The 18,479-nt window shown below is 68.1% G+C and carries 22 protein-coding genes and 2 pseudogenes; 2 read left to right on the top strand and 22 right to left on the bottom strand.

The features are described from left to right. Positions 1-294: 294 nt before the first annotated feature. On the top strand, positions 295-1,131 hold the full coding sequence (locus B3587_RS07700) for a helix-turn-helix transcriptional regulator (RefSeq protein WP_292727635.1): 837 nt from the start codon (positions 295-297) through the stop codon (positions 1,129-1,131). Here the strand turns inward: B3587_RS07700 and B3587_RS07695 are convergent. From B3587_RS07695 to B3587_RS15905, 5 genes and pseudogenes are all read right to left on the bottom strand, one after another. Continuing rightward, positions 1,088-1,579 carry a hypothetical protein gene (locus B3587_RS07695; RefSeq protein ID WP_292727633.1) on the bottom strand — a complete coding sequence of 164 codons (492 nt, stop codon included), beginning with the start codon at positions 1,577-1,579 and terminating at the stop codon, positions 1,088-1,090. The two genes, B3587_RS07700 and B3587_RS07695, sit on opposite strands and share 44 nt — an antisense overlap. Continuing rightward, positions 1,576-2,667 carry a hypothetical protein gene (locus tag B3587_RS07690; RefSeq protein ID WP_292727631.1) on the bottom strand — a complete coding sequence of 364 codons (1,092 nt, stop codon included), beginning with the start codon at positions 2,665-2,667 and terminating at the stop codon, positions 1,576-1,578. Before B3587_RS07690 ends, B3587_RS07695 begins: the two co-directional genes overlap by 4 nt. Next, positions 2,667-3,416 carry a hypothetical protein gene (locus B3587_RS07685; RefSeq protein ID WP_292727629.1) on the bottom strand — a complete coding sequence of 250 codons (750 nt, stop codon included), beginning with the start codon at positions 3,414-3,416 and terminating at the stop codon, positions 2,667-2,669. Before B3587_RS07685 ends, B3587_RS07690 begins: the two co-directional genes overlap by 1 nt. A 1-nt stretch (position 3,417) precedes the next feature. Then, on the bottom strand, positions 3,418-3,756 hold the full coding sequence (locus B3587_RS15910; RefSeq protein ID WP_414683126.1) for a DUF4326 domain-containing protein: 339 nt from the start codon (positions 3,754-3,756) through the stop codon (positions 3,418-3,420). Further along, a pseudogene (locus B3587_RS15905) lies at positions 3,755-3,907 on the bottom strand (DUF4326 domain-containing protein); the annotation flags it as partial. The gene B3587_RS15910 and the pseudogene B3587_RS15905, both read right to left, overlap by 2 nt. 62 nt (positions 3,908-3,969) lie before the next feature. On the opposite strand from B3587_RS15905, the pseudogene B3587_RS07680 reads away from it, so the two are divergent. Further along, positions 3,970-4,629: pseudogene (locus B3587_RS07680) on the top strand (tyrosine-type recombinase/integrase). 214 nt (positions 4,630-4,843) lie between these two features. Here the strand turns inward: B3587_RS07680 and B3587_RS07675 are convergent. From B3587_RS07675 to B3587_RS07595, 17 genes are all read right to left on the bottom strand, one after another. Beyond that, a complete protein-coding gene (locus B3587_RS07675; RefSeq protein WP_099699121.1) occupies positions 4,844-5,479 on the bottom strand; it encodes an SRPBCC family protein in 636 nt (211 codons plus the stop codon). Positions 5,480-5,511: 32 nt separating this feature from the next. Then, positions 5,512-7,866, bottom strand: a complete 2,355-nt coding sequence (locus tag B3587_RS07670) for a xanthine dehydrogenase family protein molybdopterin-binding subunit (protein WP_292727626.1) — start codon at positions 7,864-7,866, stop codon at positions 5,512-5,514. Beyond that, complete coding sequence (locus tag B3587_RS07665; protein ID WP_099699123.1) at positions 7,863-8,345, bottom strand: (2Fe-2S)-binding protein; 483 nt, start codon at positions 8,343-8,345, stop codon at positions 7,863-7,865. The genes B3587_RS07670 and B3587_RS07665 overlap by 4 nt, the downstream gene beginning before the upstream one ends. After that, positions 8,342-9,088 carry an FAD binding domain-containing protein gene (locus B3587_RS07660; protein ID WP_292727654.1) on the bottom strand — a complete coding sequence of 249 codons (747 nt, stop codon included), beginning with the start codon at positions 9,086-9,088 and terminating at the stop codon, positions 8,342-8,344. Before B3587_RS07660 ends, B3587_RS07665 begins: the two co-directional genes overlap by 4 nt. A 252-nt stretch (positions 9,089-9,340) precedes the next feature. Continuing rightward, entirely contained in the window at positions 9,341-9,883 is a 543-nt protein-coding gene (locus B3587_RS07655; protein ID WP_214609054.1) for a flavin reductase family protein, read from the bottom strand. A 70-nt stretch (positions 9,884-9,953) separates the two neighbouring features. Continuing rightward, entirely contained in the window at positions 9,954-10,757 is an 804-nt protein-coding gene (locus B3587_RS07650; protein WP_292727623.1) for an SDR family oxidoreductase, read from the bottom strand. A gap of 22 nt (positions 10,758-10,779) precedes the next feature. Further along, positions 10,780-11,199 (bottom strand): hypothetical protein, encoded by a 420-nt coding sequence (locus tag B3587_RS07645; protein ID WP_292727621.1) that lies wholly within the window; start codon positions 11,197-11,199, stop codon positions 10,780-10,782. A gap of 1 nt (position 11,200) precedes the next feature. Next, positions 11,201-11,950 carry a maleate cis-trans isomerase family protein gene (locus tag B3587_RS07640; RefSeq protein ID WP_292727619.1) on the bottom strand — a complete coding sequence of 250 codons (750 nt, stop codon included), beginning with the start codon at positions 11,948-11,950 and terminating at the stop codon, positions 11,201-11,203. A 23-nt stretch (positions 11,951-11,973) separates the two neighbouring features. Beyond that, on the bottom strand, positions 11,974-12,324 hold the full coding sequence (locus B3587_RS07635; protein ID WP_292727617.1) for a hypothetical protein: 351 nt from the start codon (positions 12,322-12,324) through the stop codon (positions 11,974-11,976). A 14-nt stretch (positions 12,325-12,338) separates the two neighbouring features. Further along, positions 12,339-12,785 carry a GntR family transcriptional regulator gene (locus B3587_RS07630; protein ID WP_292727615.1) on the bottom strand — a complete coding sequence of 149 codons (447 nt, stop codon included), beginning with the start codon at positions 12,783-12,785 and terminating at the stop codon, positions 12,339-12,341. Next, entirely contained in the window at positions 12,782-13,075 is a 294-nt protein-coding gene (locus B3587_RS07625) for a hypothetical protein (protein WP_292727613.1), read from the bottom strand. The genes B3587_RS07630 and B3587_RS07625 overlap by 4 nt, the downstream gene beginning before the upstream one ends. Then, positions 13,072-13,941, bottom strand: a complete 870-nt coding sequence (locus B3587_RS07620; RefSeq protein ID WP_292727611.1) for a nitrilase-related carbon-nitrogen hydrolase — start codon at positions 13,939-13,941, stop codon at positions 13,072-13,074. Before B3587_RS07620 ends, B3587_RS07625 begins: the two co-directional genes overlap by 4 nt. A gap of 7 nt (positions 13,942-13,948) precedes the next feature. Then, positions 13,949-15,082, bottom strand: a complete 1,134-nt coding sequence (locus B3587_RS07615) for a hypothetical protein (RefSeq protein ID WP_292727609.1) — start codon at positions 15,080-15,082, stop codon at positions 13,949-13,951. 2 nt (positions 15,083-15,084) lie between these two features. After that, positions 15,085-16,098 (bottom strand): hypothetical protein, encoded by a 1,014-nt coding sequence (locus B3587_RS07610; protein ID WP_292727607.1) that lies wholly within the window; start codon positions 16,096-16,098, stop codon positions 15,085-15,087. A gap of 46 nt (positions 16,099-16,144) precedes the next feature. Continuing rightward, positions 16,145-16,918: an SDR family oxidoreductase gene (locus B3587_RS07605; RefSeq protein ID WP_292727606.1), complete on the bottom strand. Its 774-nt coding sequence runs from the start codon at positions 16,916-16,918 to the stop codon at positions 16,145-16,147. A gap of 41 nt (positions 16,919-16,959) precedes the next feature. Then, positions 16,960-17,154 (bottom strand): ferredoxin, encoded by a 195-nt coding sequence (locus tag B3587_RS07600; RefSeq protein ID WP_292727605.1) that lies wholly within the window; start codon positions 17,152-17,154, stop codon positions 16,960-16,962. Next, positions 17,151-18,446 (bottom strand): NADH-ubiquinone oxidoreductase-F iron-sulfur binding region domain-containing protein, encoded by a 1,296-nt coding sequence (locus B3587_RS07595; protein ID WP_292727603.1) that lies wholly within the window; start codon positions 18,444-18,446, stop codon positions 17,151-17,153. The genes B3587_RS07600 and B3587_RS07595 overlap by 4 nt, the downstream gene beginning before the upstream one ends. Between the last annotated feature and the right edge of the window lie 33 nt (positions 18,447-18,479).

Genomic DNA, 18,479 nt, shown 5'->3' with positions numbered 1-18,479 from the left:
TAGGAAGTAAAGGCGAGGGCCTCGTCGTGGCGAGGCCCTCGCCTTTACTTCCTACCCCCTAACTGGCTCGGTGTAAGTCCGCGCACCTACGTCGTGATCCTGCGTGCTCAATGGCCTCATCGCTTGGTTACAGCATTTATCAGACACGCCCTGGACCCGGATGGATAGGCGGCGTGGCGTAGGTATGGAATGACAGAGCCGACTCCAAATCTGGCCGATTCTGCGTCTGCTGCCGCGTACGCGTTCGCGCCACTCCTTGCCCGGACACGAACGGTTCATCGTCCTGTCGGGCCAGTGGCATATGACTGCGTGAAGATCATCGTCGTGCGTGACGGGAGCGCGTTCTTGTTCAGTGAATTCGGCCAGCAGCCCGTGAATACCGGCGACGTAGTGTTGCTCGGCGCGAACGTGCTGTGTGGGTCGGAGCCGGAGAGTCACATCACGGTCACCACGATCTACGCCGACACCGACTATGTGCTCGATCAGGTGCGGTGGCAGTACGCCGGACTGCTGCAAGATCGCCTCGATGCGCAGGGCTTCGCGGAGACCATCTACACCGAGGCCGCTCAGATACTGCGGCTAGGCGAGGATCGCGCCGGGATGGTCATGCCGTGGCTGGATGAGTTGGTCGCGCTCAGCATAGACGGGAACTTCGTGCGCCACTATCTGCGGATGCAGGCCCTCTGGTTCCAGATCGCCTCCGTCATCGCCCCCTTCATCACCGTCTCCCCGGTGCGCATCTCACGCTCGCAGCGTGCTCACATCCGGCCCATCCTCCCGAGGGATCGCCGGTTCGCGCCGTTGCGGGTCGATGCGCGCCGGGCGGCTGCCCTGCTGCGTGAGAATCCCGCACGCCGGTGGACGTTGGAGGCTCTCGCCGCCGAGGTTCACCTGTCACCTTCGCGGCTGTCCAGCGTGTTCGTGGAGGCATACGGTAAGACACCGCTCGCATTCCTAACGATGCTGCGTGCCGAGTACCTCGCCAAGCTGTTGCGGGAAACTGACCTGACCGTCGGCGCCGCGATGCAGCGAGTCGGCTGGCACTCCCGCTCGCACGCCACCAGACTCTTCCGCGAGTACGTCGGTGTCACCCCAGGCCACTACCGCACGATGGGTGCGCAAACCGTCTGACCTGAGTCCGCAGGTAGATCAGCGTCGATGTGCGTAGGTCGGCGTTGCGCTTCGTCAGCTCGGCCAGGTGATCGTGCAGCACGATGGTGAGCTGGGCGACGCCTTCCGGCCCTCCGTATCGGTCCGACCAGCCCGGCTCCGCCTTCGCGGCCGCGTCAAGGAAGGTTGCCGGGTCGCGGAGCACCTCAGCCACGACCTCGGGAGGCGCGGCGGTCACATCGGCGGGCTGCATACTGCTGACCCTAATGGCGCCGGAGGCGGCTCGGCGGCGGGCTATGTCAGCCTCAACGGCGTCCATCCGGGCCTTGGATTCCGCGAGCTGCTGCGAACGAACCCCGTCGAGGGCGGCGTGGTGCCAGCATGCGCGCATGCCGTTCTCGGTCTTCGTGATCGCGGGCTCGTCGCACCAGGCGCAAGGCGGCACGAACTCGACCGTGGCCTCGCTCATGAGCACCCGCTCCCGGGGTCGACGACGTCGCCGCAGCCGGCACCAAGATCCGTGCCGGTCGTGAGGCCGTAGGTAGCCCAGAGCATCGACTGCGACTGGTCGGCATCCAAGGCCTGGCGCTCGGATTCTCGACGCGCTGCCGCCGACGTCGACGTGGCCCGCTTTGTGGGCTCCGGCAGTCGCTCGGCCGGGGTGGCGTAGGTGGGCCAGGCCGCGGGCGGGCGCGGTGCCTCGAGCTCGCCACGGACCTCCTGTTCCAGGGCAAGACGCGCGGGCTCGGGCAGCCGGATCAGGTCGCCGAGCATCTCGCGGGCCCGCTCGTAGTACGTTCGGCGCTCCTCCGGCGAGGCGCCACCGTTCTTCGCCTGCCGCAATAGCCGCTGGACCTTCTTGATCCGGTCCCGCTCCCCCGGCTCGAACCGGGCGAGGCGCACACGCTCCGCGTGGTGCAGCGCCGCCTGCCACCTGGTCTCGGCAGTGCGAGTGGCCTGTGCGTACCGTTCCACGGCCTCGGCCGACTTGGGACGACGCGTCGCGGAGAGGTCCGCGGCCGCGCCCAGGGCCTCGATGAAGGCACTGGTCTTCGGCTCGGAGACATCTGAGAGCAGAGGGAACGAGAGCACCTTCTCGATGTCGTGCTGGAAGTCCATCCACTGCTCCCGGAGTCGGTCGTGACGTTGCACCGACTCCTTCCAGATCCGGTCCAGTCGGCCGGACTCGGCCGCGTCGCGAGCCATCGCCCGCCGCGCCTTGGTCGCGGTGACGTAGATCAGAGCCAGTAGCGCAGCCGCCCCCGCAACCCCAGCGACGACCCAGCCGACGGTCGACCAGTCGATGTCCGGCATCGCCGGCTCGGGCGCGGGGTTCTTCTCACTTTCCTCGTGCGCCGCGCCCATCGTGTCGACCAGATGTGGGAGGAGGAAGCTCGTGCCGCCGAGCACGAGGCCCCCGGCGATCATCGAGCCGCCATATCCCCGGCTTGAGTTGAAAGACGCGCAGAACAGGCCGACGCCAACGCACACGAGGCTCAGGATCATCGCGACGTTCGTGAGCACGTTCAGGATCGGCTCCAGGCCGCTGGGGTCCATCAGTTCCCCCTTCCCGTGTTGGCCTGCTGCTGCGCGCGTCCGCACACGTCGATCAGCCGGTTCAGCTGTGTGTGCTCGCGTCCGCATACACACTCGCCGGACTCGACGGCACCGAGCAGGTAGGCGGTTGTCTTCGTGATCTCCTCGTCGAGCTCGACGAGGACGAGGGGAACCGCGGTCTCCGCTCGAACGATCGACTCAAGCGACAGCTCCCGGTGCAGGCGGGCCGCCTCGAGGAGCAGCCACGACTCGTGCCGGACGGCCGAGCAGAAACCTGGCTCGTCGACCTCGGCCGCCGCCGCGATGAGATGTCCCAGCTGCTGGCGATGACTGATCGAGAGGTCTTCAAGATCGTCCGTGGTGAAGTCGAGCTTGCTGGTCCGCGGGTCCAGCGCTTCCAGGAAGCTATACAGCCGCTGGGAGTACTCGGTGAGCATGTCGCGCCGCTCATCCTCGGTCAGCGCCGTGTGCCACGTCCGGTGCGCCCGCATGCCGACCAGCAGGTACACGATCCCGACCGTGACCATGCCGGCCGTCGCAACCGTGAACACCACGGTGATCAGGTCCTCGCCGCGACCCGTCTCTGCTGGGTCAGCCCACAGCCCGGACGACGTCAGCCACGAGAGAAGCAGCCAGCTGCACAGACCGACCGAGCCGCCCGTCAGGGGCGGTAGCCATGGTCGTGCGCCTCCGCACACGCGCATCCCGAGTTCGAGCACCCACTGCGCCGGGCGATCCCTTGTCTCCATGTCACATCACTCCGCTTTGATTTCCGATTCCCGAGATGTCGGCTGCTGCAGAGCCCGATGCGGAACGTCCAGCACCGTAACCCGCACCACCGCCAGCTTCCGTGCGACGGCGCTCCTGCGCGGTCAATCCCGCCCCCATGTCCACAGAAGCAACCGCGGCGCCGGAGGATCGGACAGGTGGCGAGCTGTGTGCGACGCCGAGCGCTCCAGGGTTGGCGACGCGCAGGAGCACGTCGGCATGGCAGGCCTCGTCGAGGCGGCATGTGCAGCCCAGCGGCCTGCCCGCGAGGTGGCGGGCGTACGTCGTCGACGCTGATGGGCAGTCGGCCGGCGAGGAGATCGTCCTCGAAGAGCCTGACCGCCTCAGCTCGGCCGACGTCGGCCACCTTGTGCGGGTTGCCCCACCGGCTCCCGCGCGTCACGGACGCGCCTCCAAGGGGCATCCGGTAGCCCGCGCGCCGCGAGAGCTGGAACCGCGGCGGCCTGCTCATCGTCGCTCCCCCACCGCGGCCGGCCATGGAGACGGGCGCGCGTCCCCGGGCAGGTAGAGCGGATGCCGGGGGGCGCCGCTCTTCGTCAGACCCAGGGCGGTGAACCGGTCAGCGCCGGGCATGTCACCCCCGACGAATACCGACGGATCCTCGACGCCGTCCCAGACAAGTACCGGCTCATGGTCCAGGTCGCCGTCGAGACCGGCCTCCGTTGGGGTGAGCTCATCGCGCTCCGCCCCCGGCACCTCGACTTCACCCACGCCACCCTGACCGTGGAGGAGACCATCGTCGAGGTCCCCAAACGCGCCTCAACGACCGGGCAACGCATGATCGTCAAGCCCTACCCCAAGGACAACGAATAGCGCCGCATGGGCCTCCGCCCGGGACTCCTCGACCAGCTCTCCGAGCACATCGCCGAGCACCAGCTCGGCCCGGACGACCTGCTGTTCGCCACCCGCGACGGCACACCCATCTCCCGCAACACCTTCCGCACCCGCGCCTGGAAACCCGCCATCGCCGCCAGCGGTCTCGACTTCCCGGTGCGCATCCACGACCTCCGCCACGCCCACGCCGCCTGGCTCCTCGCCGGCGGCGCCGACCTCAAATCCGTCATGGACCGGCTGGGCCACAGTCTCATCCAGACCACCCAGAAATACCTCCACGCCCTCCCCGACACCGACCAACGCAACCTCGACGCCTTCACCCGCATCAGCGACGCTTGAGGGCCGATCGCTTCGCTCGGCAAGGAAAAGATTCCACAACGCAGCCGCCGGTCACCGTGGGTCCATCTTCCCACCTGGGCCGGCGATGAAGCAGGCGCCTTCGGCTGGCGCGGCGCAAATCGAAGTTCTCGACCACCGTGGTCAGCGCCACTGGGTTGACCCTCGCTACAGCGGATCCGGTAGGCGAGTCAGTCACCTACAGGGTGCCGTCCGGTCAGCCGCGGAGTCGGCGCACAACCAGCGCTGCCAACACGACGACGGTGACCACCGTGACTCCGGCAGCTGCACGCTTCGCAACTGCTGCACCGGCGACGCTCATCAGGTCGAGCGGCTCCACCTCGGGCAGGGGGGCGACATTGGCCGCAGGCGCACCATCCGCTGCGAGAGGCTCCGGAACGACTGTGTCCTGCGCCTCCAACGCGGTGCCGATGTTGGCCGCGAACTGGTCGATGATCTTCGAGCCGACGTCATTGAGCAAGCCGCGGCCGAACTGCGCAGGGCGGCCAGTGAGTACAAGGTCCGTGGTGACGTCGACCCGCGTCGATCCGTCCTGATCAGTGAGAGTGCACGTGATCGTGGCCGTGGCGGTGCCAGCACCCTTCGTGTCCCTGCCAGCCGCGGTCATCACCATTCGACGAGCATCCTCGTCACGCTCGGTGAACTTGCCCTGGCCTTTGTAGGCCATCTGGATCGCGCCGATCTTCACCTTCACCTGGCCGGTGAACGAGTCACCCTCGAAGCTGGTGAGCGAGGCGCCAGGCAGCGCCGGGACGATCCGCTCGACGTCAAGGAGCAGGTCCCAAGCCTCCCCTACAGGCGCGGGCACCGTGAACGAGTGCTGCAGTTCCATTCAGATTCTCCTGGTTTCGGTCGGTGGCAGCCTCAGCGGGTCAGACCGGCGGCATCGAGCATTGTCCAGACCCGTGTGGGGCTCAGCGGGATCGCGACGACGCCACTAGCGATTTCGGGAACTGCGGCAGCGATGGCGTTAGCGATGGCAGCTGGCGGCGGGATGGTGCCGCTCTCGCCTAGACCCTTGAAGCCGCCCGGAGTGATCTCACTGGGCGTCACAATGTGGTCGAGCACCAGGTCCGGCACATCCTCCGACAGCGGGACGACGTAGTCCAGATAGGTGGTCGCAGTCGGTTGACCGTCGGCGGTAAAGGTGGCCTCCTCCAGAAGCGCGGACCCAATGCCCATGGCCACGCCGCCAATTGTCTGGCCGTCGGCGATCAGCGGATTGACGACGACGCCGGAATCGTGGACGACCCAGTAGTCCTCGACCGAGACCTTGCCGGTGTCGAGGTCGACGGCGACCTGGGCGGCATGCGTGGCGTAGCCAAAAGTGATGCTCGGCGGGTCGTACTCGTACGTCTCCTCGAGCCGGATCGGGTCCTCTGCACGTCGGCGCCACCCCATCCAGCCGCGGTGTGCGACCTCGCGCCATGTGATCGTGGTTCCTGAGTCGGTGCGGAACTGGCCGTCGCTGTACTTCACTTCCTCTGGCGCAACCTCGAGATACGCCGAGGCGAGGGCGTGCATCCGCTCCCGGAGTTTCTCGGCCGCGTTCCACAGCGCCCCACCGGCAAGCGGCAGGCCACGGCTGGCCTGTGACGCCATGTTGGAGTATCCCGAGGTCAGCGTGTCGCCCAGCTGGACGTGGACCCACGAGAGCGGGACCCCGAGTCGCTCGGCGGCGACCTGCGCCAACGCGGTTTCGATGCCTTGGCCGAACGAGGTGACGCCGGAGTGGACCGTAATCGTTCCGTCCTCGTTGATGCGGATGGTGCTCGACTCCCAGCCGCTCCAGTGGATGTTGTACAACTCCAGGAGAGCGCTGGGGGCGAAGCCCGTGATCTCCACCATCGAGGAGTAGCCGATGCCGCGGCGGACACGTTCTGAGCCCGGCCGCGCGCTTGCCCGAGCAAGGGCAACCGCCCGATCGAGCACCTGTGGGTAGTCGCCGTTGTCGTAGGGCAGCTGGGTGTTAGTGACGTGTGGGAGCGCGTCCGGAGTGATCATGTTGCGGCGGCGCAGCTCGACCGGGTCGATGCCCAGCTCACGCGCCGCCTCGTCGACTAGGCGCTCGCGGATGAAGGTCGCCTCCTGCATTCCGTAGCCGCGGAAGGCGCCGGTGGGGACGGCGTTGGTGTACCAGGCGGTCACGGTGGAGGCCGCGATGTCGAACTTGTAGGGACCCTCGATCATGAGGCCCGCGACCTGGAACGGACCGGTGCCGCCGGTGCCGGTACTGGTGAAGGCGCCCACGTCGCCGTGCATGTCGGCGTGGATCACCGTGAACCGACCATCGGCATCCATGCCGAGCCGGGCGCGGGTGACCTGGCCTCGGCCCTGGTAGCTGGATGACAGGCTCTCGACCCGGTCCTCGATCCACTTGACTTTGCGACCGAGCAGTTTTGACGCGAGGCACACCATCGTCTCGTCGGGGAACAGCGAGGTCTTCTGACCGAAGGCGCCGCCGACGTCGGTGGCCACGACCCGAACCTGGTCCTGACGGATCCGGAGCGCCCGAGCGACGTCTTGTCGAACGATGTGCGGCACCTGAGTGCTGCTGTGCACCGTCAGCTGGAGCGTCGTGGGGAGCCACTCCGCGACCAATCCTCGCGGCTCGAGCGGGCTGTGGCTGATCCTTGGGATCGTGAAGGTGCGGTCGATGACGTGCGCCGACCCGGCGAAGACCTCCTCAAGCACCTCTTGGGGAGGGCCGAACTGGAACGATCCGACCTGGTTGCTCGCGAGCTGTGGATAGACCAGCGGGGCACCCTCGGCACGCGCCGCCTCGACGCCAGTGACAGCCGGCCGGTCGTCGAAGTCGAGGTCAATCAGCTCAAGGGCATCCTCGGCGACCGCTCGGGAGGACGCCACCACGATTCCGATGGGCTGGCCGACGTAGCGGATCGATCGGTCAACGATCGGTACGTCGACGAGCTGCTGGCCCGCGAGCACCCAGCTCGACGGGACGGGGTCGGTGAGCTCCGCGATCTGGTCGGGCCCCAGTACGAGGGCGACGCCGTCCATGTCCTCGGCCTCGGTTGCGTCGAAGCCCGTGACCTCTCCGGCGGCGATAGGGCTTCGGATGATCGCGGCGTGCAGAACGCCCAGGTCACCGATGTCGTCGACGTACTGGCCGCGACCGCGCACCATCCGGTCGTCCTGGACGCGTGCGACCCGGGCGCCAATCAGGCTGTCGCCGGCTTGCTGCTCCCTCGTGCTCATCGCACCGCTCCCTTCTCGTCCCAGTGCTGGCGGATCGCGGCGCGGATGCCGTTGTAGCCGGTGCAGCGGCAGACGTGGCCGCCCAGAACCTCTCCCTCGACCTCGTCGACAGGGCAGCCCTTCCGGGCAGCGCCGGCCACGCTCATCAGGATGCCGGGAGTGCAGAACCCACATTGCAGGCCGTGCTGCTCGATCATCGCGGCCTGGAAGCCATCGAGCTCGTCGCCGGAGGCGAGGGACTCGACGGTCTCGACCGTCCGGCCGTCCGCCTGCACGGCGAGCATCAGGCAGGACCGCACGGCCTCGCCGTCGACGAGCACGGTGCATGCACCGCAGACGCCCTGCTCGCATCCCACGTGGGTGCCGGTCAGGCCGCACCCATGCCGGAGGTGGTCGCTGAGGAGGCGCCGCACGGGCACGTCGGTCTCGTGGTTCACCCCGTTCACCGTCATCCGCACGGTCCTGGTCTGTTCGGTCATGCCATTGCCTCCGTGAACTCACCGGCGAGCCGTCGGACGAGGCCACGCAGGAGGCCGCGCCTAAACTCCGCCGAACCGTGCTGGTCGTTGGTCGGAGCAGCCTCTGCCGAGGCTGCCTGTGCTGCCGGCTCGGTCGCCTCCGCGATCGAGCGGCCAACGAAGGCGCGCTCCAGGCCTTCCAGCCGCAGCGGCTTGTCGGCCACGCCTGCGGCGGCGGCGCGGACCGCTGTCACGACGCCGTCCTGGGCCGCGAGCCCCAGGCAGAGGCCGACGAACGGGAAGTCGCCGTGTCGACGGGCGATCTCGTCGTAGCGGTAGGTCAGCCCCGCGGTGCGGGGGAACTCGACCGCGACGAGGAGTTCGTCGGAGCGCTTTGATGTCATGAACACCGACTCGAAGAAGTCCGCGGCGTCGACCGTACGGTCACCGAGCTTCGATCGAAGGTGCAGCCGGGCTCCTGTGGCGATTGCGACGCAGGGTAGCTCCGCCGCCGGGTCGGCATGGCAGAGCGACCCGCCGATCGTCGTGCGATTGCGGATCTGCGGATGCGCGACGAAGGACACGGCACGCGGCAGGACGGGGAGGGCCGCTGCCACTTCTGGATCGCGCTCGAGCCGGGCAAGGCGCACACCGGCGCCGACAACCACCGCCTGCGGCGTCACCTCGATGGTGTCCAACCCGTCCACTCGCTCCAGGTCGATCACTACCTCTGGCCGTGCGAACCGCATGTTGAGGAGAGGCAGCAGGCTCTATCCGCCCGCGAGCAGCGACGCGTCGTCGTCGTGCGCCGCCAGCAGATCGAGCACCTCACCGACGGTGGTCGGGCGCTCGTAGTCAAACCGTGGTGGCTTCATCGCCCGGCTCCTCGTGTCTCGGTGAAACATCGGCCCGCATCTCTAACTGTCTTCACTTTTGCATACACTTCAGTCCGAGAGCAAGGGCCTTGCTCTCACTCTTTTGCTAGCTCCTCGGAGCCGGGCCGCTGCTCTCGCGGCTTACGACGGCCGGCCGGGCCGCTTCAGATGGGTGACCTCGGGGGGAAGCCCCCATTCGTCGCCGCCGAGCCGCGAGACGGGTTGCAGCTTGGCGATGTCGGGTCGTCCCGCGACCAGGGCATCGGAGGAGACGCTGAATGCCACCACCTCGCCCACGACCACGACGGAGTTGCCCAGGGGGATCGTGGAGTGAAGGCGGCACTCGAGCGATGCTGGTGAATGCGCGACGCGGGGCACGTTCACCACGTCGCTCGGCTCCATGACAACGCCCACCTCCGCGGCCTCGTCGACGCCACGTTCATAGCTGGCGCTCGTCGCGTTGACGGACTCGCGCAGCCCCGAGGTGGCGATGTTGACCACGAACTCCCCGGTTTCACTGACATTGCGCAGTGTGTCTTTGATGCCTTCGGAGGTGAACGCAATCATCGGCGGATCTGTGGAGACTACGGTGAAGAACGAGTGTGGCGCGAGGTTACCGACGCCCTCGACGGACACCGAGCTGATCCATGCGATCGGCCGCGGAACGACCAGCCTGGTCAGCATCCCGTAGGCGGCCGAACCAAGTTCAGCCGAGGAGAAGCACGTGCGCTCTTGCTCACTCATGTCGATGACCCTACGTCCGGCTTCGGCCGACTCGGCCGCCCGGTTTGGCGATTCCGCGGATACCGAGGCCGCTGTCGACGGTGATCATGCTGCCGGTCATGGCGGCACCGTCTGCCGAGGCGAGCATGGTGAAGGCACCGGCATAGGCGTCGACGTCGGCGATCTCCTGCAGTGGCAGTGCTCGCTCAGTGCCGTCGAGCACGGCGTCGGTGGTGCCCTGTCCGAGACTGGACAACCCGCGCAGCCGAGTAGCCGCGACCCCGGGGGCGATCCCGTTGACCCGGACGTCGGGTGCCAGCTCGTAGGCGAGCTGGCGGACCAGTCCCAGTACGGCGTGCTTGGAGGCGGTGTAGAGGACGCCACCGCCTGCTGCATTGGAGCTGGCGAAAGATCCGGTCAGGATGACGCAGCCACGACTCTCGACCAGGTCGTCAAGCGCTGCGCGAACGCCGAGCGTTGGAGCAAGCACGTTGACGGCGAAGAGCTCCTCGAACGCCTGGGTTAGGTCGGCGCCGGGGATGTCTTCGAGCGGGACCATCCCGTCCGTGATACCCGCGTTGCCCACGAACACGTCGACTCGGCCCCATGCGTCCCGTGCGGCTTCGACTGCCGAGACGTTGCCGGCCCAGGTCGAGATATCAGCCTGGACTGGAACGACTGCGTCGGGGAACTCGTCGGCGAGCTCACGCACGCCGGGCGAGATGTCGACACCCACGACCTTCGCCCCCTCGGCGACGTAACGGGCGACGGCGGCACGGCCGATGCCGGCTCCGGCCCCGGTGAAGACGACCACCTTGCCGTCGAGTGCTCCCATGGTGTTCCTCCTGGCTCCGAGATCAGCTGGCGGCCGCGGCGACCGGTTCGGCCCACGCGGAGTCGAGGTGCGCGAGCAGTTCCGCAGCGGACCCCGGCGGGACAGTGCGCATGCCGTCGATGTCGGTCAACACCACGGGCAGGGCCGCGACTGGCACGTCGGACACGAGCACGAGCTCGGCTCCGCGCGAGTCGTCGAGCGATCGCAGGCGCGAAAACAGCGTGCTGAGTCCCCATGCCTCCTCCTCATGGAAGGCCGCGAGCACGACGAGCGGCCCACTCCCCGACCGTTCGGCGAGCCAGCGACGACCGGCGGCAGCGTCGGCGACCGCGACCACCGAGACTGCCCCGCGATGGGTGGAGGCCGCTTCGACAACGACGGCCGCGGAGGCCCGGTCGAGCCCGACGGTCAGGACGGTCACTCCAGCGGTGACGGCGCTCATCTCAGGCGCCCTTCAACAGGTTTCCCGCGCCGGGGGCGACCGGGTCGAGTCCGAGCTCGGCCAGGATCCGCCAGGCGGTGGCCGCGGCGGCGGAGATGACCGGGATGTCGAACTGGTCCTGGACGGCCTGTAGTACGGGCAGCGACGGCATCTGAACGCAGGCGCTCAGGACGAGTGCGTCGGCACCGGAGGTGTCGACCTTCCTGGCCAGCTCGATGAGCTGCTGCGGGTCCAGTCGGCCGACCTCGAGGTTGTCGGGCACCTCGAGGCTGATGGAGTCGACGACCTCGACGCCCTCGTGCTCGATGTATCCGCACACCGTGGCGGTGAGTGGCTTCATGTAAGGCGCGATGACCGCGACCTTCTTGGCGCCGAGGTAGTCGAGTGCCTGGACCAGCGCTCCCGCCGATGCGACGACCGGGACCCGGGCACCGGTCTCCTCCGCCGCGATGGCGCCGAGCCGCTCCTCGGACGCACGGTGGTGGCCGAGACCCTGGGACATCGTGGCCACAAGGCAGGCGTAGGCCATGACGTCGACCCGTGCGTCAGCGAGCGCGGCGGCAGCCACGCCGGCGTTCTGGTCCATCGCCGTCAGCTCTTCCTGGGTCACCTGCCTCATCCTGATCCGAGCGGAGTGGAAGGTGAAGGTGTCGGGTCGCACTCGCTCGTGTGCCCGCAGGATGGCGGGGATCTCGGTCTCCATCGTGGTGTTGGAGCTGGGCACGATGAGCCCTACGCGGTGGCTGGTCATGGTGGTCCGTTTCGTCGGGTCGGTCAGGGTGCAGGAACGAAGCTGAGGTTGCCGGTCTTGAGGTCGGGCAGCTCCATGGGGACCTCGCGCTGCCAGCTCACGTCGAGCGGTCGTGCGATCGGGCTGCTGCCAAGGTTCGGGATTTCCATTCCGATGCCGTGGAGCGATACCCCCAGCGCATGGAACTGATAGTCGGGGTCGATCTCGACGACGAGACCGACGGCGGCGTCGAGGAGGTGGAACTCCAGCAGGTGTCGAGCCAGCTGCCCCTTCCGCTCGGCGACGGCCTGGAGGAAGATTCGGTCGAGCCAGATGAAGTCGGCGACCGCCGGGGGCCGTGAGAAATAGAGCCGCTGCTGCCGGTAGATCCGCATGTGCAGGGCGTGGATCAGCTCGGATGCATACGGCGGAACCTCTGCAGCATGACCTCGTGGTAGGCCGCGTGCGCCTTTTGGAAGTCGCGGGTGGACACGCCCGCGCGCTCCATCCCGCCGAGTGCCTTCTCCATGGCGGCGATGTCGTCGTCCGTGACGGTCTCGACGATGGCCGCCACGGTCGCCGGCTCGACGAGGAGCCGCAACGCGTAGGCGTCTTCGACGTCGCTGAGTGGCGCCGGAGCGACCACCATGCCGCGGTTCGCCTGACCTATCACCAGGCCCTCGGTCGCCAGTCGCTGCAGCGCCTCGCGCAGCGGGGTGCGCGAGACCTGAAGGTCCTCGGCGAGCTGTTGCTGTGAAAGCCGCACCCCCGGCGCGAGAGCCCCGGTGACGATGCGCTCACGCAGATTCTCTACGAGGTCGTCTACGACGGTTCCCGGCCGCTTGACCGTGCTCACGCTTCGTCCTCGGGTTCCTGGCCGCCGAGCATGTCGCCAGCGCCTAGCTTGCGCGCGAACAACGTGCTGAACTCGTCGGCGTCCTGTGCGGAGATAATCTCCAGCTGCATGGCGTCAAGAAGGATCGTGTAGTTGCGGGCGGGGACCCACAGTTGCAGACGCTCGCCGTTGCGTGTCCAGACCTTGCGGACTTGGACGCCCGTAAACTCGTTTCCTATCCCGAACCACTCGCCTGTCTCGACCACGCCCTCCAGGGCATCCGGGTCCATATCCTTGGAACCTCCACTCATCTCGACTCCTCGTTGCTCATCACTCTGATCCGTTCGGGCGCCATGGCATAAGCGGCCGGCATCGTGCCCTCGAGCACGGGCAGCATCGAGCGTACGCGCGCAACCTCTCCCAGGTCAAGGTCGACGACCTGTACCGCGGCTGCATCTTCCCCTAGGTCGGCGAGAATCTCGCCCCACGGCGACACAACAAGGGCGTGTCCGAATGTCTGAAAGGCGTCACCGGCATCCGGCCCGCCCCGTATGGTCGCTGGCGCGACGACGAAGCAGCCGTTCTCGATGGCTCGGGCCGCGAGCAGGGTGTGCCAGTGCGCGCGACCGGTCGTGTGCACGAATGCGGAGGGCACGAGAAGCACCTCGGCGCCGGCCAGAGCCAGGGCACGGTAGAGCTCTGGGAACCGGACGTCGTAGCAGATCGTCAGGCCCAGGACAGCCTGTTCGAGGTCGAGCAGGACGGGCGTCGTACCGGCCTGCTCGACACTGCTTGCCTCGAACGACTGACCGTTCACCCGCGCATTGAAGAGGTGGATCTTGTCGTACCTCCCGGCCACCTTGCCGTCTGGTCCGATCACGACCGCGGAGTTGTAGACGCCCTCCGGCGTGGCGTTCTTCATGCCTCCGACGACGACGGGGACCGCGTGTTCCGCGGCGACCGCGGCGAGTGCTGCGATCTCCGGGCCGTTCTGTTTCAGAGCGCGCGCTCGCATCTCGACATTGGTGCCTAGCATCAGGCCATTCTCCGGCAGCACCACCAGGTCGGCGCCCGCCGCGCCCGCCTGTGCGACCAGATCCACGGCCGTGGCCAGGTTGGTCTCCACGTCAGCCGTCGGATGCCATTGGGTGAGCCCCACTCGCAAGGTTCTGGACATCCGCGAATCAGCCCGCCTTCGCCACGGTGCGCTTGCCGTGGTCGAGCCCCGCCGACGCGAGGTCCATGCCGACGACAGCCCAGCCGCCTCCGGATGCTTCCATCGGCTCGTAGGAGTAGACCTCACCTCGGACACCTGGTCCGACGATGCCAAGCATGATCAGCCAGTTGAGGAACTCGTACTGGCCGTGGTCGAGCAGCGGATAGGGCTCGAGCGAGCCGAGGTCAAGCCCGCGACCAGCCTGGAGCATGTCGAGCACGTAGGTGTCGAACTCGACGTCGACCTGGCCGAACTTGCCTGGATCGAGGAAGTGCGACAGCCCACCGGTCGCGAGCATTGCGACGCGGAGGCCCGACTCCTCGATCGCCGATCGCAAGGCCGTGCCGAGTGCCCTGGCGTTGTACGGCGAGAAGGTGCGGGCCGGCTGCGTGATGATCGGGATCACCGGCAGGTCCGGACGCGGCAGCATCAGGCGCAGCGGCACGATCAGCCCGTGGTCGAGGTCGACGCGGGGCGCCACCTCGACCTCGAGGCCCGCGGCCTTGGCCGCGTCTCCCAGGGCACGGGCGAACTCGGGCTGACCCGTGAGGTGCAGATCCAGATCGGGGCGCTTGAAAAACTCCATCGACCCGTCATGACGGTCGCCGTCGCCGATCACGAAGTGACCGGTCCGGAAGCTCTGGAAGTGGCAGTCGGCGGTCACCAGGATGACCTCCGGGTCCGCCGCCGCCAGGTCGTCCGCGAGCCGTCGGTAGCCGTCGAGGAGGCGTCCGACGGCGTCCTCCGGGTCGATCTCCGGACGCGCCAGGACATCCGGTACGTGCGAGCATCCCCCGGCGAAGACGAGGCCTCGCGGGAGCCGGGCGGGCGGCAGGGCCCTTGACGTGTCGGCTACGAAGCGACCCTCGCTCGTGGAGTCGCCGAGGTCGTCCTTGAACCACCGGCTGACCAGGATGGTCAGGCCGTCGTTGAGTCCTGCCGATCGAAGTCGGTCGCGGTCACCCGCGAGGATCACCCCGGCCCAGTCCTCGTCTATGCCGAGCTCGGCTGCCGCCAAGGCGGGGTCGTTGCGGACCCGATCTAGGAGTTCGGTGTCCCGAGCCAGGTTGAGGATCGCATCCTCGATTGCCTGCCGGTCCATGATCAGCCCTCGACCAGCTTGCCGTCGACGACGACGGCGACGCCATCGATCTCGACGGTGCAGTTGCGCATCGGGACGTCGAGGTGGGCAGGGGTCTCGCGGTCGGCGAACCGGTTCGACCCGGTCGACCACATAAAGTTGCCGGCGGTCGAGCGCAGCTCCTGGCCGTAGAGGCTCCGCGGGTCGTAGACGTCGAACGCCGACCAGCGTGCCTGGGGAAGCAGGCCCCAACCCATGTGGCTCAGCGCCCAGACCTCCGGGTCGTCCCAGCTCTCGAAGTAGTCGCGCAGAATGTGCGCCTCGGCGGTGTTGCCGACGACCTCGGTGATGAAGCCCTTGCTCACGTTGAGGGTGACCTGTTCCCGGACGTAGCGCTGCCACGGGATCAAGGCGTCGCCCGGCTGGAGGACGATCTGGCCCTCGGCCGACCGGTCGCGCGGGAAGCAGGCGGCGAAGCCGCTGGGCCAGTGGTCCCAGCGACCTGGCTCGTCGACGTAGCCCCACTGGTGCGTGATCGGGAGGTCCTCGCCGGAGATGTCGGCAGTCAGGTCCATGCCTGCCGCGTTGGTGACGCGGAGGGTGGAGCCGGCCTTGAGCTTCCTGCCGGCGCCCTCAACGACCTCGCGCAGCTCGACGCTGCCCATCAGGCGCTCGAGGACGTCGTTGGGCTCGGCGACGAACAGCATCCGCTTACCGTTGCCGGTAATGCGGGTCCGGACGTCGGAGTGGATCAGCCCGCCGACGGTGACGTCGACGACGAAGTCGCACTCGCCGGCCGCGGCCAGCAGCGCGGGAACCTCCCGCCCGTCGGTCGTGTAGGGCGGCAGGTTGGGGTTGGACAGGCTGGATGCGTGCAGCACCAGGGCGCCGGCGCCGAGCTGGCGGGCGGCTGCGACCGCAGCAGCGACGTACTCTTCCTTCTCGCCGAGCTCGGCGATGACCGCTACGGACTCGCCCGCCTGCAGCTTGCACAGCTTGAACTGCTCGACGAAGTTCTCGGTCAGGGTTCTGGGCATTGTCTTCTTCTTGTTGTTGTCAGTTTTCGTTCTCGCTGCGCACATGTCAGTACGTCGCACGTACCGCGCCGCCGTCGACGGCAAGAGATGATCCGGTGACGAAGCTTGCGCGGGGGGACGCGAGGAATGCGACGGCGTCGGCGATCTCGTCTGCCTCGGCCCAGCGGCCGAGGGGGATGTCACGGACGACCTCGGCGACCTCGGCATCAGCGGTGGTGCCGTTCTTGGCGGCCTTCGCCTCGACGATGTTCTGCATCCGGTCGGTGCCGGTGGCTCCGGGCATCACGTGCACGACCCGGACACCGCTGGCCGCTACCTCGGTGGCCAGCGTCTTGACCATCGCTGCTGCGGCCGAGCGGTACGACGCCGACAGCACGCCACCGGGGGCCGGCTGGCGCACCCACGTCGACGAGAGCAGCACGATCGTGCCATCGCCCTGCGCCACCATGTGCCGCGCACCGACGGTTGCGAGCTGGACGACGGGGCGTAGCAGCAGGTCGTGCGCGGCAGCCCAGTCGTCCCAGGTGGTGTCGAGGAGGGACGTGATCCGCGGCCCCGGCGTATTGAGCACGAGCACGTCGAGCCCACCCTGGTCGGCCACCACCTCGGCCACGAGCCGGTCAGTAGCGGCGGCGTCAGCGAGGTCATGGACCCGCGGTACGACGAATCCGTCGCCGACCGTCTCGCCTTCTGCCCCGGCGGAGCGCGCGGCGGCAACGACCGTCATGCCCTCGCTGGCGAGCCGGTGGGCGACGGCCCGCCCGATCCCGCGCGACGCGGCGGTGACGAGTGCGGTCTTGCCCTGCAGCTGGAGGTCCAACGATCTGCCCTTCTGGTCTGTGAGGGTAGGGGTGCGGCTGCTCAGTCGACGACGGAGATGGCGTGCTCGGGGCAGGCGGCGGCGGCCTCCCGGGCTGCCGCGTGGTCACCGTCGGGGACGGTCCCGTCCCCGACGAGCGAGGCGTAGCCCCACTCGTCGAGTTGGAAGACGCTGGGACACAGATCCACGCACGCGCCGTAGGCTTCGCACTTGGTGGCGTCGACGCTTGCCTTCATGAGTTCTCTCCGTTCGTTGTTACGGGCCCGGCGTTCTCCGCCGTCATGAGCTCACCCGCGACGCTGCGCGCGAGTGTTGCCGCGCCGTCGAGGAACGCGCACGCTCCGCGGCCGACAAGCTGAGTTCCCCATCGGGCAAGGTTGTCCCGGTGGTCGGGGTTGATATCACCGTCGGCGACCTTGGTGAGGGTGTCGCGGATCGCGCGGGTGCCGTTGCGGCAGACGCCGCACTGGCGAGCGCTCTCGCGTTCGAACCAGGCGCCGATGTCTGCGGCGACGGAGAGGACGTCCTCCCCAGGGCCGAGCACGGTGATCGCGGCGCACCCCAGGCCGCTACCGGTGGCGGCGACCTCGGCGTAGCAGCAGCGGAGCTCAGATCGGTCACCGCGCAGCACGCCGCCAAACCAACCGCCCATGAGCAGCCCACGGATCTCCGATCTGCTTCCGCCGACGGTGGTCACCAGGTCCCCAACGGTCACGCCCAGCGGCGCCTCGACGACGCCGCCTTGCAGGGTCGATCCGGACACCGTGAAGAGCGTGGTGCCGGGCGAGAGGTTGGTACCCGCGGCCCGGAACGCGGCTGCGCCGTAGCGTCGGATCCACGCGGCGTGGGCCAGTGTCTCGACGTTGTTGACCAAAGTCGGCAGTCCGTCAACACCTGACTCAGATGGCCGGGGCGGCTTTGCCACAGGCAAAGCCGGATACCCGCTGATTGCGCGGCAGACAGCGGTCTCCTCGCCCGCGACGTAGCCACCCCTGGCCTCGAAGACCTCGAGGCGAACGGCATCCGGAACCAGTCCTACGGCCTCCACCTCCGCGACCGCACGACGAACAGCGGCGACCGCTGTCGGGTGTGAGACGTAAAGAACGGCTCGGGTCGCGCCGACCGCGCAGGCAGCAAGCAGCAGACCGTCCACGACGAGGTGCGGACGGTGGGTCAGCAACCATCGATCCTTGACCGAGGCTGGCTCGCCCTCATGGCCGTTCGCCACGACGATCCGCTCCCCGCTCGCCTGAGCGACGCCCCGCCACTTAATGTGGGCCGGGAAGCCCGCTCCCCCGCGCCCACGCAGACCGCTCGCCTCGAGCTCGGCCAGGATTGCCGCAGACGAAATCGCCTCGGACGATGTGCCGAAGAAGCCGCGGTCGAGCTCGTCGGCCAGCGAGGGCTCACGCTCACTACGTGGCAGCACGAGCCGGGCGGGTACGCCCGGCAGAGCCCTGGCCGGACGCAGGGCGAGCACCTCCTGAGCCGCGGTCGCGGTGGCGCGCTCCTGCACCATGCCCGTCATGACTGACTCCCCACGAGCTCGAGCGCTGCCTCG

Origin of the sequence: Microbacterium sp. UBA837 (assembly GCF_002296025.1) — a bacterium.
GTDB lineage: Bacteria > Actinomycetota > Actinomycetes > Actinomycetales > Microbacteriaceae > Microbacterium.
The sequence above is the reverse complement of the archived record's forward strand: the minus strand, read 5'-3'. Positions and strand labels throughout refer to the sequence as shown.